Raw genomic sequence first — 13819 nt, forward strand, 5'->3', positions numbered from 1 at the left:
GGACTACCCCGATCATCCGGCAAGGTAATAGTTTTGGCGCAGATCAGGAAAGAAAAGCCTTTGGCCGCAACGGATCAAAGGCATCAGGTTAAAGAACGCATAGTTTTTAAAAAATGAGCAGAACAAATCAGCCGCCAAAACGGGTACAACGCAGAAAAAGATTTTTAGTGTCAGCCACGCTTATGCTTACCGCGGTTTTACCGGCAACGGCCCCCAGGGCACAGGATACTTTGCTGGACCCCGTTACGGTAACCTCATCCGTTATAGAAAAAAGAAGTTCGGAAACCGGCAGGAATATCAACATCATTAGCGGGGAAACCTTTGCCGGGCTGCCGGTACACTCGGTTGACGAGCTATTAAAATACATCCCGGGGGTAGAGGCACAAATGCGGGGGCCACAGGGAGCCCAAACAGACATTTCGATCCGGGGCGGCACCTTTCAGCAGGTACTGGTGATCCTGGACGGGCTGCGGCTGAACGACCCCAATACCGGGCATTTTACGGGCTATATCCCCATCAGCCCGGTAGAGATCGACCGGATCGAAGTGCTGAAGGGGGCTTCCTCGGCGGTCTATGGTTCCGATGCCGTGGGTGGCGTGATCAATATTATCACCAAAGCGTTTAACAAAAACCGGCAGAACCGGTCAAAACAGGCTACAGCCATGATCAGTACCGGTGAGTATGGTTTGCTGAATGCCGGTGCCGGCGGGTTTTATCAGAACGAAAAAATAAATGTGGGGGCGGGTTTCCTGACCAATAACGCCAACGGGGTACCGCAGCGGGGCATCCGGGGCTATTTTCATAATACCGCGGCTTCTGCCGGGCTGCTGGTAAAATTCAATCCTTACTGGAACCTCGCATTGCGAACCGCTTATGACAACCGGGATTTTGCTGCACAGAATTTTTACACCACCTATGCATCGGACACAGCATCAGAAAAAATCAGTTCCTGGTGGAACCAGGCGCGGCTGCAGTACCAGAAGGGAAGCACACAGGTGCGTATAGATGCAGGATATAAAACAATGGAGGACCAGTATTTATTTAACCCCTCATCCATAGCCAACGACAATCAATCACACCTGCTGCAGACCCAGGTTACGCTGCAACAGCGCTTTTCGGAGCAAACCCATCTTGTGGCCGGGTTCCATTTCCAGAACCGGGATATCCGCTCCAACGACCGGGGCAATCATCATTTGAATACGGCGGCTCCCTTTGTTTCGCTGATCCGGAAATTTGGAGCGCATTTTATGGTGAATCCTTCTTTAAGGATGGAATTTTACGGTTCCCTTCCTGCGGAATGGGTACCCCAGCTGACGGCCTCCTATAAAATGCGCAGTATCCAGTTGCGCGCCAGCGGCGGCAAAACTATCCGGAATGCCGATTTTACGGAACTGTATAATAATTACAGAAAGGATAGCGTAAGAAGCGGACGGGTGGGAAATGCGGGTCTGGTGGCTGAGCGATCCTGGACCTATGAAGCCGGGATGGATTGGTTTTGCCGGTCGGACCTGAAGTTTTCCACCAGCTTCTTCCAGCGCTTTCACAGCCAGCTGATCGATTGGGTAAATACGCCGTATGCCGATATGCCCCGGAAAGATAACCTGGTGGAGGGAAGTAATTATGCGCTGGCCAAAAACGTTGCAGCAGTAACTACCAGTGGCTGGGAGGCAGATGCTACCTATACCCGGCGTTTTACCAACAGGCAGTCATTGCTGTTCAATGGTGGTTTTGTATGGCTGTACAGTAAAAGCAGCGAGCCTAATCCTTCCTTTTATATTTTGTCGCATGCCCGGTTCCTGGCAAATGGCCTGCTGACCTATAGTGCCGGTCCTGTTTCGGTGAGCCTCACAGGTATCTATAAAGCACGCAAGCCGCAAACAGCCCCGGGGATCAATGCCGCAATCACAAAGGATTATTTTTTGCTGAATGGAAAAGCCTCTTACGGGATCTTAAAAAACAGGCTGGCGTTTTTTGTGCAGGTGGATAATATTTTGGACCGCCGGTACAGCGATCTGCTGGGAGCTCCTATGCCCGGCCGGTGGCTGCAGGGCGGTGTGCGTGTCAACCTGTGAGGTTTCAGAAACCTCACAGGTGGCGCAGGTAGGCTTTGCAGGCGCTTTGGATGGTTTCCTCCAGGGGCCGGTACTCAAAGCCAGGCAATTCCTTTACCAACCTGGACCCATCAAAAAGTGTTGCGCTGTTAGCCACTTTGGCACTTTCTTTTGTAATGAGGGGTTTGGCACCGGTAAAAAAAGACCGCAGGCGTTCCAGGCGCCAGGCAATGCCCGATATCAGGGGGGAGGCTTCTCTTCCCGGTTGCTTTTTACCAAAGGCATCTGCCATCGTATTGAGCAGTTTCCGGAAACGCCAGTTGTCGTTGCACACCACAAAACGTTCCTCTGTAACAGACGAGCCGGTAAGCAGGGCAACGGCTTTGGCCACGTCTTCTACATCTGTAAAGCCGTTGATGCCGTTAGTATACCAGCCAAATTCTTTGTAAACATTCTTAAAAATGGCGCAGCTGCCATCATTCCAGTTGCCATAGCCCAGGATGGTGGCGGGGTTCAGCACCACGCCTTCAAGTCCCTCCGCAAACCCGCGCCAGACTTCCAGCTCCGCCCTGAATTTACTGATGGCGTAATGGGTGTTGTTTTTATTATCCTCCCATTTCGCAGTCTCATCTACCGTACTGCTTTCCTTTTTGCGTCCCAGGGCTGCTACGGAACTGATATGTATAAAACGCCGTACACCTGCCTGCAGCGCCATGTTGACCATATTGGCGGTACCTTCCACGTTTACGTGATACATGTTCCGGCGCTCTTTTTTGGAAAAGGAAACGATAGCGGCGCTGTGTATAATGGTATCAATGCCTTCCATGGCCTCTTCCAGGGACAGCAGATCCAGGATATCGCCGGTTACCCACTCTACTCTATTCAGGATCTCCGGTGCAATGAATGCCGGCATTTTAGAGGTATCTCTTTTTATGGCTTTTACGGCAAATCCCCGCTGTACCAGCTCTTTCAGAATATAGGCGCCCAAAAATCCCGTACCTCCGGTAACCAGTATATTTGCCGTTTGTTGTTTGATGTCCTTGACGTTTTGGGCGAAAATAGTTATTTATTTTTCAAGAATCCAATTTGTGGCCGCTTCTACATCCGCATCCTTATCTTTCAATTGTTCCACCAGTATATCAGGAATGATGGGGCCGATGTGGTTGTGTTTCTTACGGTCTGCCGCATAGGTGGTTGCCAGTAACAGGGTAGAGCCATCAGAAAGCGGGAACATGCTGTTTGCGGTAGTATAGCCGGCTGTTGGCTGACCAAATAGTCTGGTATTGGATTGTCCAATAAAAGAAATCGTAGTAAACTCCCCGCTGCTTGCCGTTGAGGGGCCTACCAGTACGGCGGTTTTTCCGGATGTGTTTCTTAGCCTGTAAGCAGCGGGAACAACGGCACTTCCACTCCATGCTTTATTGCCCTTTCCTGAAATTGACCAGGGGTTTTTGTGCCGCCCTCTTACAAAATAACCCAGGTATCCTTTATTTAAAAAGGGCCCCAGCCCTGCGATCATCGGGTACATATTCCCACCGGTATTTTTTCGCAGATCGACGATCCAGCCGCTGATCTTATTTTTTGAGTCCAGCTCCCGTACAAGATCCTGGATCTTTTGAGCAAACACGGTCATGGCAGAATCATTGGTAGAGCCAAATCCCGGAACTGAAATATAACCAATATTGCCCGGCAGGAGGCTACTGGTTGCGTCTTCCAGTTTTTTGGCAGGCTGCGTATAATTTTTGGATGCGGTTACCGACATATGAAAGGAGTGGTTATCGCCGGCTTTCCGCAGCTGCCCCACCAGGTAACTGATCACCGGCTTTGCATCGCTGGAGGTTTTCATTCCGCCGGAGATCACACCAATGGTTTCATCGATCTGTTTCCAGTTCAGTGAGTCGGAATAGAGTGCATTCTTCCGGATGACTTTTTTTACCTCTTCTATGAAGCCTGCCGCAGGTTCTTCGGCGGGTGTTGAGGGAAAGTTGACCTGGGTTACTGAAAAATCGTCAAACCAAACAGTACCGGTACCGGACAGGAGTCCGCCCAAAACCAGTCTTTTTGCGTCTGGCTGCACTATAAAACTGACGGAATACTCCTTCCAGTCATTGGTGCCGTTCAGCACCTGCCCCTGCATGGCGAGATTTGAGAAATCGATCTGTTTAGTATCATTCCAGACCTGGCACCAGATAGAGGCATTGGCTGCTACCCCGCTTGTTTTAAGCACCGCACGGATGACTATTTTTTTTGTACCGGCAATATTGAGCGGTACGGTTTGGGAAAAGGACTGGAACGCACTTTTTTCTGTCGCATTTGAAATGCTGAACGACCGTGCTCCGGAATACCGGACCATCGAATCAACGGAGCTGGTATAACCGCTTTGAGGTTGTATGAACCAGGCGGATGGCTGATTTTTCTGAAGGTCTTCGAACCCACCGTTCCGGACCTGGGAAAAGACCGCGATGGTACAAATAGTACCAAGCAGTGTAATGATTATGTGTTTCATCATGTTATTGGTTTTGCTCTATATCAATAATATCGCCCGGCTTACAATCCAGCGCCTTGCAAATGGCTTCCAGCGTGTCAAAGCGTACCCCCTTGGCCTTACCTGTTTTCAAAATGGAGAGGTTAACAATGGTAACACCCACTTTTTCCGATAGCTCTGTGAGACTCATCTTGCGCCTGGCCAGCATTACATCGAGGTTGATCACTATAGGCATAATTAAATAAAAGATTCGTTTTCCTGTTTAATACTGTACACATACTCCAGGAACAGGGATATAAAGAACAGGCAACCGAGCAACGGCCCCTGGACAAAAAGCGTTTTCCCAAGTGCATACCCGTTAGCGCGTGAGGCAAACAGGATATCGGTAAATAAGGGGCACCCCACCGTTGTGTGCAGCAGGTAAGTATCCCCTATATATGCGGCTAACGAAGTGCCATAGGTTCCGGCAATGAGCAAAAGGGCGATGCCCCGGATGGCCCTGGAAGAGCTCCCGGACCATTGCGCTGATTTAACAATGGTATACAGTGCCCGGTAAAGCAGGATGCAGGCCAGTCCTGTAATCACCGAGGAGATGGCTGCCATAGTCAGTACGGCTTTCCGGAGCCCGGCACATGGTGTTGTAACATAAAACAGCGGCGTTTTTGAAACGGCCAGGTCATAGAGAATAAAGGTCGCTTTTATAAACAGCACAATACCAATAACACAAACCAGGTAAAGGACGTATGTGCCTTTTTTTAATGTTGAACTCATGATCTGCTGTTGAAAAGGGTTTTTAAATAATGGTATCCTGTTCCATCTTTACATGAGCGGCATATTGCAATATGTCTGCAATTAAAAAGATGCACAGGGTCAGAAACCAGGATACCGGCGCGTTAAAAAGCGCAGTAAGCAGGGCATTTTGATATAAATTGTGGTCTGCCAGGTGATTCATGATGGAATCCTGTTTTGAAAAAACGGATTCCTGCCAGGTGGATACCGCTGCATCGATGAGCAGCACCAGCACATTCAGCCAGCCGATCCATTTGATCATTTTATAATAGCCCATATTCCATTTTACACGGCTCATAACGTTCCGGATGATGCGGAACAGCAAATACCCCATGATCAGTATGATCCCTGATTTAATAAATTCCAGGATACTTAAGGGTAATGTCTGGTTGCGGTACGCTTCAACAGATGCGATGCCGGAGGAAAGCGAATTGGTGATCGCCACCACCAGGTTTGCAATAAAAGCGATGCAAAGAAAGCTCAGCGCCATCAGGCTGCTGCCGGTAATTTTAAATTTCGGAGGCATAATGTTGGTTGTTGAATAATCAGATAAAGGATTCATTTTCTTTTTTCAAAGTGGCGGCTGTTTTTAGAAATTGTTTTAACGTCCACAGCAAAACGGCCAGTAAAAAGTACATGGATTGGGGCTCTCTAAAAAGGAGCAGGTTATGGAAACTGCGAAATGCCAGGTTGCTGATAGCCCATAAGGAATGCCACTCTTCGAGATGCAGGTCCTGTATATTGCCGGCTACTACTCTTACAGTGCCCAATACTCCAAGCCCGATGCATGCATAAATAACCGTATGCAGGGCACGAAGACCTCCTGAATTGAAAAAGCCTGCCTTTTTATATTGACCAAACAGCTTCAGGAGCATGCCGCCGGTATAAATAAAAATAATATTGGTAAGGATCTGCGTTATAAACCATACAAGGGGTTGCTGGTTGGGCGGAACCACATTTGTGAAGCCGGTTTTAATAAAGGGGATGAACCACCGTATATGCCATATGAGGGCCTGCGCCGAAAATAACAGGATACACCATAAACCGGATGTAATTATTGAAAGAGTCGTTTTGTACTTCATAACCATGAACGTTTTAGTTTTCAAAGTTATCAAGTATTTAAAATAAAACAAAAAATATTTATCGTCTTATTTTAAATAAATAATGTTTTACTTAATATCCGGGATTCTGCACCATTTTAGTATCCAGTATAAGCTCCCTTTCCGGAATGGGGAGCAGCACATGACGGGCCCGGAAGCCCAGGGAGGATAATTGCGCATCTGCAAGTCCAATACGAACGAGTGTGGCAAAATGATACCCTTCCCGGGATGCCTCTGCTTTTACTATAAGGTTCAATTGATCAAATTTATTATTGTTATCTAAGGTAACGGGGGGCCTTCTGCTGCGGGCCTGGAGCTGGTTCAGCATATTTTGTGCTGCCGTTAAATTTCCCATGCGGATGTTGGCTTCTGCATTCATCAGCAATACTTCCGCATACCGGATGGTTGGGAAAATGGCCCGGTTGTAAAAATAGGTTTTGAATTCGCCGGACAACGGATCCATGCCGGTCCAGAGGATCTCCTTGCTGCCTGCATTCCCGAAAACGGACCCGGCATCTGCTTCTAACGCATATTTACCGCTACTGATAACTGCATTTGAGTATTCGATGGCTTTTGCTGATGTATTTTTCAGCAAGGCCGTTTTGGCAAGCAATGTGGTGGCTACCCATTTTGTTACAAAATTTTTGCTGACAGTATTTACCGGCAAATGAGCGGCAGCAAATTCAAGGTCTTGCTGAATGAAGTCCAGCACGGTGGCCTTAGGGCTCCTGCCCGGATAGCGTTCCGTATCCATGTTGACCTCCGTCATCAGGGGCACATCTCCAAAGCTGGTAACGAGGTTTATATAACTGTAAGCGCGCAGCAGCCGGGCCTGTGCTTCGTAGGGGTCCGTATCTGCGCTGTTTATATTATTACAAATACGGATCATTGTATTTGCATACCGGATCGTTTTCCAGGGAAGCGCCCATATATCGGCAATAAGCTGGGTGCCGGCATTAAAAGAAAAATTATTAAATGCCAGCCATTGCCCGCTGCCTGTGGCATCCTGGCTCATGTAACCATCGGCTACTACCCGGATCCTGTCAAAATCTGCTGCCGCCATATAAATGCTGTTTATCAGCGGTTGCAAAGCGGCTTCCAAATTCAGTGTGTCCTTTCCCACTAAAATAATGGCCGGTACGGTTCCCTCATCGGCTGTTTGCACCGAACGATACGGAAGTGGCATATAGTCCTGCCCGGTAATGATCCCATCCCCGTTGAGGTCTGTCCAGTAAAAGTTGCCGGGCATGGCACCAGGCTGTGTGGGGGGGGGCGTGGCGTACCGGATCAATGAATCGGATGAAAGTCCGGTCAGCACACCATTGGCACCGGGGGTTATGTTGAACTCGGCAAAAAGGGTATCTGTTTCGTTCAGGTTTCCGGCAGATAAATAATATTTTCCGGGGATCACATCGGTAAACAAAGCGATACCATCATTGCCGGTGAGGGTCCTGTAAGCATATTTGGGAATGGTGCCGGTGATGGTGGCGGCAAAATCCTCACGGGTATGGAAGAGGTACACAGGATAATTGACAAGCGGCAGGCCCCTGGGGGGACTGATAAACCATTTGGTGGCATCGTATACCGTAACAGCAATGGATCCTTTGGGATGCGTATTGGTCAATGCCCTGGAAAGTTTATAGGCAACCACCTTGTCGGAATGAAGCAGGGTATTTTTTTCAACCAGCAGTCCGTTTACCCAGGTGCTGTCACCGGATTTTATTACCTGGATGGTCTTTCCGCTTTCGGTTTTCAGGCGCTGCCCGTTCTGGAGTTGCGAAAAACTGATCAATCCTTTTATGATATGGTCCCGGATATTGCTGGTATTCAGAGACGGAGAAGCAACCGTATCTGAATAACTGTTTGGGTGAGAGGCGGATGCGGTAACAGCTCTTGCCATCGTTTTTGAAGAACCACTGTTCTCAAAGGCCGTATTAGAGACCGTAAACAGGGTGATACCGGCATCCAGGTCTTCCTTCGAAAGAGCGGTCTGTTTTAATACATCGGTAAATATGGATACAGAGGCATCTGTTTTTAGCAGGCCGGCAAGGTCGGCAGCATTCCGGATCGCTTCCTTTTCCGGGTTGACGTCTTTATCTTTCTTACAGGAAAAAAGGGCAACGATGATTCCTGAAGCAAGCAGGTAAGTGCGGATTCTCATAGCAATTAATATTTTATCGAATATATACCGATAAAATTAGGTGTTTTATGAAACAAAACCTCAGGCGAGCCCCTTCCGTTTCATGCCCAGCCAGGTAGCCAGCTGCAATACTGCAATAATAATAAGTACGGGAACAAGATTTTTGGAAATATCGCCCAAACGGCCACCTTCCAGGAACAGGCCATAGAAAGCCTCCAGGCACCAATAAAGAGGAGAGACCCGCATCACGCCCTGGAAAGAAGCCGGCATGGCAAAGGCCGGAACCAGCAGCCCGCCGATGGCGGCAAACAGTACAATGCTGATGGCACCAACGCCGTTGCTCTGTTCCTGGGTATTGGCAAAGGTACCAATGCAAATGGCGAAACTGGTGGCGCACCATCCGCAAAGAAAGGTCACCAGCAGGAGCCCGCCCTTATCGGCCGGAATATTTAAGGCGGGGAGCCCGATCACCGGGAACAGCCAGCGGCCAATGCTGAAGATAACAGCTGCCTGCAGCATCGTAATGATGATATAGGTGATCTGTTTGGACATTATGGAAACCGATAGCGATGTAGGCATGGTTTTTAACCGGAGGAAACTGCCGCTTGTTTTTTCCCTGACGAGGCTGCTCCCCAATGAGATCACGATAAAGAACATGGCAAAAAGGGTCCAGGCCGGTATATTGTGCTGGGTGGCATTGGGCACGGGGAGGCTATTGTCCCTGGAAACCGCCTGCTGGTTTACCGGGGTTTCATTGGAGAGGATCTGCTGCTCCAGCGACTGGGGAATATTGGGCTCGTTGTTGATGCTGCTATATAATGCCCGTACAATATATTTGCTCTGCACGATCTGCAATACGCTGCTGAGCGCACCGTCGATCCCCTGCCGGAAGGATTTTTGCAGTACCGGGTGGTAATAAAGGGTTAAAGGGCTTGCTTTTATTTTTGTAGAATCGGCAGCGGTGCTGTCTGCTATGGCGATGGTCTTCAGTGCTTCTCCGGATACCCGTTCTGCTTTGGCAAGCACATCCTGCGTATATTGAGGCGGAATAACGATGGCCAGCAGGGCCTCTTTATCTTCCATCTTTTTTTTGATATCCGCTTCGGTTGCGGCGGCCGGCAATTTTTTTAAGGTGAACATACCCCCTTTTTCAAGGGAGGCGATCAGTTCCCGGGCGGCTTCGCCGGTATCGCGGCTCATAACCAGCAGCGGCACTTTTTTGTCGTTCACCAGCTCAAAAGTGCTGTTCTGTACCGAAGCAATAATGATGGCCAGGATGATGGGCATCAGGAACATCAGGGCCAGCCCCACCTTATCCCGCAACAGGATGCGGCCATCTTTTTTTATGCTTGCCCAAAGTTTGTACATCGTGGTGGCAAAAGTAGTGGTTTTTTCAGCTTGCCGGTTGCTCTTTAAATTGGTAAGTTTGTATGAAAAATAAAGAAACTATGGGAATCATCTATGCAGAAATAGAATTGATCAATGGCGACGATCTTGCGCTGGCACGTCGCCATATTATCGGTGAAGAAGCGATCAAACGGATCAAAGTGAATATGCTGGTAGACACCGGCAGTGTATATATGTGCATCAATGAAAACGTACAGGAGCAATTGCAGCTCAATATTGTTGAAAAAAGAAAAGGACAGTTGGCCAATGGCAGCATTGTGGAATATGATGTGGCCGGACCGATCGAAGTACGGTTTAAAAACAGGCGCTGCGTGGTGGATGCCATGGTGCTCCCCGGCGATAGTGAGATGCTGCTTGGATCGATACCCCTGGAAGATATGGACGTACTGATACATCCGTACCGCCAGGAATTGATTGTAAACCCCGAGCACCCTTATTTTGCCCAAATGAAGTTGAAGTAGGTCTTGCTTTTACTCAACACTCCAGCTGATATTCCCGTCTTTTTCGTCTTTTAAAAGAATACCGATCCCTGCCAGCTGGTTGCGGATCTTATCCGATGTTACAAAATCTTTCCGGCTGCGCGCTTCCTTGCGGATCTCGATCAGCAGCTGCATTACATCCTGCAGCTTTTCGTTATCGGCAGCGGAAACCGAGGTTAATCCTAAAATGGTTTCAAGATAGGTATGAAACTGTTGCTGTAACAACTCAAAAGTGGCTTTTGAAATGCTGGTAAGCGCGATGGTTCTGTCTTTGAAGCTATTGATCACCGGAGCCAGCTCAAACATATTGGCCAGCACCTTGGCGGTATTGAAATCGTCGCTCATAAATTCATCAAACTCCGCTACCAGTTTCTGAAGATGGGCATCCAGCTCCGGATCTGCCGCCGTTTCCTTCAGTTCAGCGCCCCGGTCCTGCAGCCGTTTTAAATTTTCATAGGCTTCCCAAAGGCGTTTCAGTCCTTTTTCGGAGGCCTGCAGGGCCTCGTTACTAAAGTCGAGCGTACTGCGGTAATGACTCTGGAGGATGAAAAACCGTACCACCATCGGGTGGTAGGCCTGCGTCAGCAGGGGATGATCGCCGCTGAACAATTCCGTAAGCTTGATCACGTTGTTATAGCTCTTGCCCATCTTCCGGCCGTTGATGGTGATCATATTATTGTGCATCCAGTACTTAACCGGCGCATGGCCATTGCAGATCGTGCTTTGCGCAATTTCGCTTTCATGGTGTGGGAACTGGAGGTCCATACCCCCGCCATGGATATCAAAATGGTCGCCCAGATATTTGGTGGCCATGGCAGAGCACTCAATATGCCAGCCCGGAAACCCTTCGCCCCAGGGGCTGTTCCAGCGCATAATATGTTTGGGAGGCGCCGCTTTCCATAGCGCAAAATCTGCGGCATCCCGTTTTTCTTCCTGCCCTTCCAGCTCCCGCGTGGCTTCCAGCAGGTCGTCTATTTTCCGGCCGCTAAGCTTCCCGTAATCGTGGCCGGCCGCGTATTTTTTTACATCAAAGTATACGGATCCACTGTTTTCGTACGCATACCCGTCTGCCATGATCTTTTTGATCATCTCAATCTGCTCCACAATATGCCCGGTGGCCGTGGGCTCAATGGACGGCGGAATGGTGTTGAACAGGTTCATGGCCCAGTGAAACAGGTTGGTATATTTTTGTACCAGCTCCATGGGTTCCAGCTTTTCCAGCACAGCCTTGCTGGAAATTTTGTCCTCTGCCTCACGGCCCTCCTCCTCAAAATGCCCGGCATCCGTAATATTGCGCACGTAGCGGACTTTATAACCCAGGTGCTGCAGGTAACGGAATACCACATCAAAGGTAATATAAGGGCGGGCATGCCCCAGGTGACTCTCGCCGCTTACCGTAGGCCCGCAAACATACATTCCCACATAGCCCGGTGTAATCGGTTCAAACAGTTCTTTCCGGCGCGAATAGGAATTATGTATCTTAAGTGTACTCATACCATCTTTTTGTAAGAGTACAAATATAAAGGAGGCGGCTGGTATTTGACCGGGGATGGATAAAAAGAAAAATGAATATACCCGGCAACCGGGTTTGTTAAACCGGTGCTAAACTCCATTTTATATGCTGTTTAAATAGTAACATTACTACCTGGTAAAACAATCAAAACCGTTTTTATGAAATACCGTTTATTACTGGCTTCGCTGTTTTTGATGCTATCGGAAAGCCATGCGCAGTTTTTGCTGCAACCCGGGGGATTTGTTGCGGATGGGGGAAAAGGATTCTATGTAGTGGAAGTGCCCGGGGCCTCGCAGCAGCAATTGTTTGAAGCCCTTGAACGCCGGGTACAAACCAGCTTTGGCGCTTTCCGCAGCCGGGTATCGGCAGATGAGGGCAGGGAGCTCCTGTTCCAGGCAACGGACCGAGGGGGGCTTACCTATTATGGAAGAGATTATGATGTTACCTTCCTGGCCAGCTTTGAATTTAAGAAGGGCAAAATAAAAGTGAATGCACCGGTGATCAAAAGTATCCGCAGCTTTAACCCGCTGGTTGATTCTGTGGCCTCCCTGTTAACGGTAAAAAGCCAGGAGCCCCTGATCTTCCGGGAGTGGCGTTCTTTTGTATATGATAAAAAGGATAAATTAAAAAACCGGCAGCTGAAGGAAACGCTGGAGGCTTTTATGAATAAAAGGATCCTGGAGCCCCTGCTGGCTGTAAGCGCTGCAGAAGCGTGGTAGGCTTCCTTAATCAGCTGCCGGCGCCAGCCGCAGGTCGCAAACCATCATATAGTGGTCCGAATAGTTGGTGGTAACGCGCTTTATCTGGTCTATCTCAAAATGATGATCTGTAAAGATGTAGTCGATCCTGAGCGTGGGCGACAGGGAGTTATAGGTCCTGCCGATCCCGAGCCCTTTTTTCAGAAAGGCATCCTGCATGGCCCCCTTAACCGTATGGTAGGTGTAGGAATTGGGCACATCATTCAGGTCTCCGCAAAAAATAGTGGGGTTGGGGCTGTTCTTTAATATTTCGGGCATCATGTCGGCCTGGATGCTCCGGTGCTGGATGGCCGTTCTCAGCTTGGTAAAAATATAAAACGCATTGCTGATGATATTTCCTTTTGCTTTTTTCAGCGCTTCAATTTTTGAAATATCTTCCTTACGGAACTGGTTCGACTGCAGGTGGGTGGTGTAAACACGGAAGAGCTGTTTCTCTTTTTTAATATCCACAAAGAGCAGGGCTTCCGGCAGGGTGGGCCTCGGGTAGCGTACGATGCCGGTATCTACAATGGGGAAACGGCTAAAGATAACACTCCCGTTAAACAGCCGGTCGCCATCCCAGTCGTGCGAATAATAAAAATACGGATAGCCCAGTCCCTTGCTTACCGCTACAATATTGTTGTACCAGTCCGGGTTGATGGAAGAGCTGAATTCCTGGAAGCAGAGGATGTCTGCATTGGTGGCCTTGATCTGCTGCAGCATTTTGTACCGGGTCTGGCTTCCTTTATTGTTATTGACCACCATTTCTACAAAGCGGGCTACATTCCAGGTAACAATACGGATCTGTCCTGCTTTTTTTTCCTGTTGAAACGGCTTTTTAAAGTTGAAGGCAAAAAAATTGGTAATCGCCCCTCCCCCCAGGATCACTGCTATTGCCGATATCAATGCCCATTGCTTCCTGATAAAGATCCACCAGCATAAAAAGGCAAAAACCAGTAACAGCAAAAAAGGGAACGCCAGGCCAAAAATATAAAGGATGGGCCAGTCCATCGGGCTGATGTAAGCAGCCAGGCATGCCAATAAAAAAAAGAAGACCACCAAAACATTGATGCCCAACAAAACCTTATTGCTGATTTTTGCAAAAACACTCATCGCCA

Annotated in this window: 13 protein-coding genes; 3 read left to right on the forward strand and 10 right to left on the reverse strand. The window is 48.7% G+C overall.

Annotated features, from left to right (window positions below; translation table 11 throughout):
* Positions 1 to 113: 113 nt before the first annotated feature.
* Positions 114 to 2072, forward strand: coding sequence for a TonB-dependent receptor plug domain-containing protein (locus tag BLS44_RS08470; RefSeq protein ID WP_090389647.1), 1959 nt, complete (start codon positions 114 to 116; stop codon positions 2070 to 2072).
* 13 nt (positions 2073 to 2085) lie between these two features.
* Here BLS44_RS08470 and BLS44_RS08475 read toward each other — a convergent pair whose 3' ends face one another.
* The 8 genes from BLS44_RS08475 to BLS44_RS08510 all read right to left on the reverse strand — a co-directional run bounded on the left by BLS44_RS08475 (position 2086) and on the right by BLS44_RS08510 (position 9933).
* A complete protein-coding gene (locus tag BLS44_RS08475; protein WP_245729150.1) occupies positions 2086 to 3039 on the reverse strand; it encodes an NAD-dependent epimerase/dehydratase family protein in 954 nt (317 codons plus the stop codon).
* Between the two features lie 78 nt (positions 3040 to 3117).
* On the reverse strand, positions 3118 to 4560 hold the full coding sequence (locus BLS44_RS08480; protein ID WP_090389649.1) for a S41 family peptidase: 1443 nt from the start codon (positions 4558 to 4560) through the stop codon (positions 3118 to 3120).
* A 1-nt stretch (position 4561) separates the two neighbouring features.
* Positions 4562 to 4771 carry a helix-turn-helix domain-containing protein gene (locus BLS44_RS08485; RefSeq protein ID WP_090389650.1) on the reverse strand — a complete coding sequence of 70 codons (210 nt, stop codon included), beginning with the start codon at positions 4769 to 4771 and terminating at the stop codon, positions 4562 to 4564.
* Between the two features lie 2 nt (positions 4772 to 4773).
* Entirely contained in the window at positions 4774 to 5307 is a 534-nt protein-coding gene (locus BLS44_RS08490; RefSeq protein WP_090389651.1) for a hypothetical protein, read from the reverse strand.
* Positions 5308 to 5329: 22 nt separating this feature from the next.
* Entirely contained in the window at positions 5330 to 5851 is a 522-nt protein-coding gene (locus BLS44_RS08495) for a DUF2975 domain-containing protein (protein ID WP_176954354.1), read from the reverse strand.
* 19 nt (positions 5852 to 5870) lie between these two features.
* Complete coding sequence (locus tag BLS44_RS08500; protein ID WP_143019703.1) at positions 5871 to 6407, reverse strand: hypothetical protein; 537 nt, start codon at positions 6405 to 6407, stop codon at positions 5871 to 5873.
* Between the two features lie 91 nt (positions 6408 to 6498).
* Positions 6499 to 8586 (reverse strand): RagB/SusD family nutrient uptake outer membrane protein, encoded by a 2088-nt coding sequence (locus BLS44_RS08505; protein WP_090389654.1) that lies wholly within the window; start codon positions 8584 to 8586, stop codon positions 6499 to 6501.
* Between the two features lie 60 nt (positions 8587 to 8646).
* On the reverse strand, positions 8647 to 9933 hold the full coding sequence (locus BLS44_RS08510; RefSeq protein WP_090389655.1) for an ABC transporter permease: 1287 nt from the start codon (positions 9931 to 9933) through the stop codon (positions 8647 to 8649).
* Positions 9934 to 9995: 62 nt separating this feature from the next.
* On the opposite strand from BLS44_RS08510, the gene BLS44_RS08515 reads away from it, so the two are divergent.
* Positions 9996 to 10433, forward strand: a complete 438-nt coding sequence (locus BLS44_RS08515) for an aspartyl protease family protein (RefSeq protein WP_218127716.1) — start codon at positions 9996 to 9998, stop codon at positions 10431 to 10433.
* A 9-nt stretch (positions 10434 to 10442) separates the two neighbouring features.
* On the opposite strand, the gene cysS is transcribed toward BLS44_RS08515, so the two are convergent.
* Positions 10443 to 11945, reverse strand: a complete 1503-nt coding sequence (gene cysS, locus BLS44_RS08520; protein WP_090389656.1) for a cysteine--tRNA ligase — start codon at positions 11943 to 11945, stop codon at positions 10443 to 10445.
* Positions 11946 to 12122: 177 nt separating this feature from the next.
* Between cysS and BLS44_RS08525 the strand changes: the two genes are divergently transcribed.
* Positions 12123 to 12683 (forward strand): hypothetical protein, encoded by a 561-nt coding sequence (locus BLS44_RS08525; RefSeq protein WP_090389657.1) that lies wholly within the window; start codon positions 12123 to 12125, stop codon positions 12681 to 12683.
* A 6-nt stretch (positions 12684 to 12689) separates the two neighbouring features.
* Here BLS44_RS08525 and BLS44_RS08530 read toward each other — a convergent pair whose 3' ends face one another.
* Positions 12690 to 13814 (reverse strand): endonuclease/exonuclease/phosphatase family protein, encoded by a 1125-nt coding sequence (locus tag BLS44_RS08530; RefSeq protein ID WP_090389658.1) that lies wholly within the window; start codon positions 13812 to 13814, stop codon positions 12690 to 12692.
* Between the last annotated feature and the right edge of the window lie 5 nt (positions 13815 to 13819).

The organism is Niabella drilacis (genome assembly GCF_900101395.1).
Classification (GTDB): Bacteria; Bacteroidota; Bacteroidia; order Chitinophagales; family Chitinophagaceae; genus Niabella; species Niabella drilacis.

Coding starts and splice junctions, on each gene's coding strand:
- BLS44_RS08500 (WP_143019703.1), bottom strand. CDS start 6,407: ATGAAGTACAAAACGACTCTTTCAATAATTACATCCGGTTTATGGTGT.
- BLS44_RS08495 (WP_176954354.1), bottom strand. CDS start 5,851: ATGCCTCCGAAATTTAAAATTACCGGCAGCAGCCTGATGGCGCTGAGC.
- cysS (WP_090389656.1), bottom strand. CDS start 11,945: ATGAGTACACTTAAGATACATAATTCCTATTCGCGCCGGAAAGAACTG.
- BLS44_RS08480 (WP_090389649.1), bottom strand. CDS start 4,560: ATGATGAAACACATAATCATTACACTGCTTGGTACTATTTGTACCATC.
- BLS44_RS08525 (WP_090389657.1), top strand. CDS start 12,123: ATGAAATACCGTTTATTACTGGCTTCGCTGTTTTTGATGCTATCGGAA.
- BLS44_RS08470 (WP_090389647.1), top strand. CDS start 114: ATGAGCAGAACAAATCAGCCGCCAAAACGGGTACAACGCAGAAAAAGA.
- BLS44_RS08530 (WP_090389658.1), bottom strand. CDS start 13,814: ATGAGTGTTTTTGCAAAAATCAGCAATAAGGTTTTGTTGGGCATCAAT.
- BLS44_RS08505 (WP_090389654.1), bottom strand. CDS start 8,586: ATGAGAATCCGCACTTACCTGCTTGCTTCAGGAATCATCGTTGCCCTT.
- BLS44_RS08510 (WP_090389655.1), bottom strand. CDS start 9,933: ATGTACAAACTTTGGGCAAGCATAAAAAAAGATGGCCGCATCCTGTTG.
- BLS44_RS08515 (WP_218127716.1), top strand. CDS start 9,996: ATGAAAAATAAAGAAACTATGGGAATCATCTATGCAGAAATAGAATTG.
- BLS44_RS08485 (WP_090389650.1), bottom strand. CDS start 4,771: ATGCCTATAGTGATCAACCTCGATGTAATGCTGGCCAGGCGCAAGATG.
- BLS44_RS08490 (WP_090389651.1), bottom strand. CDS start 5,307: ATGAGTTCAACATTAAAAAAAGGCACATACGTCCTTTACCTGGTTTGT.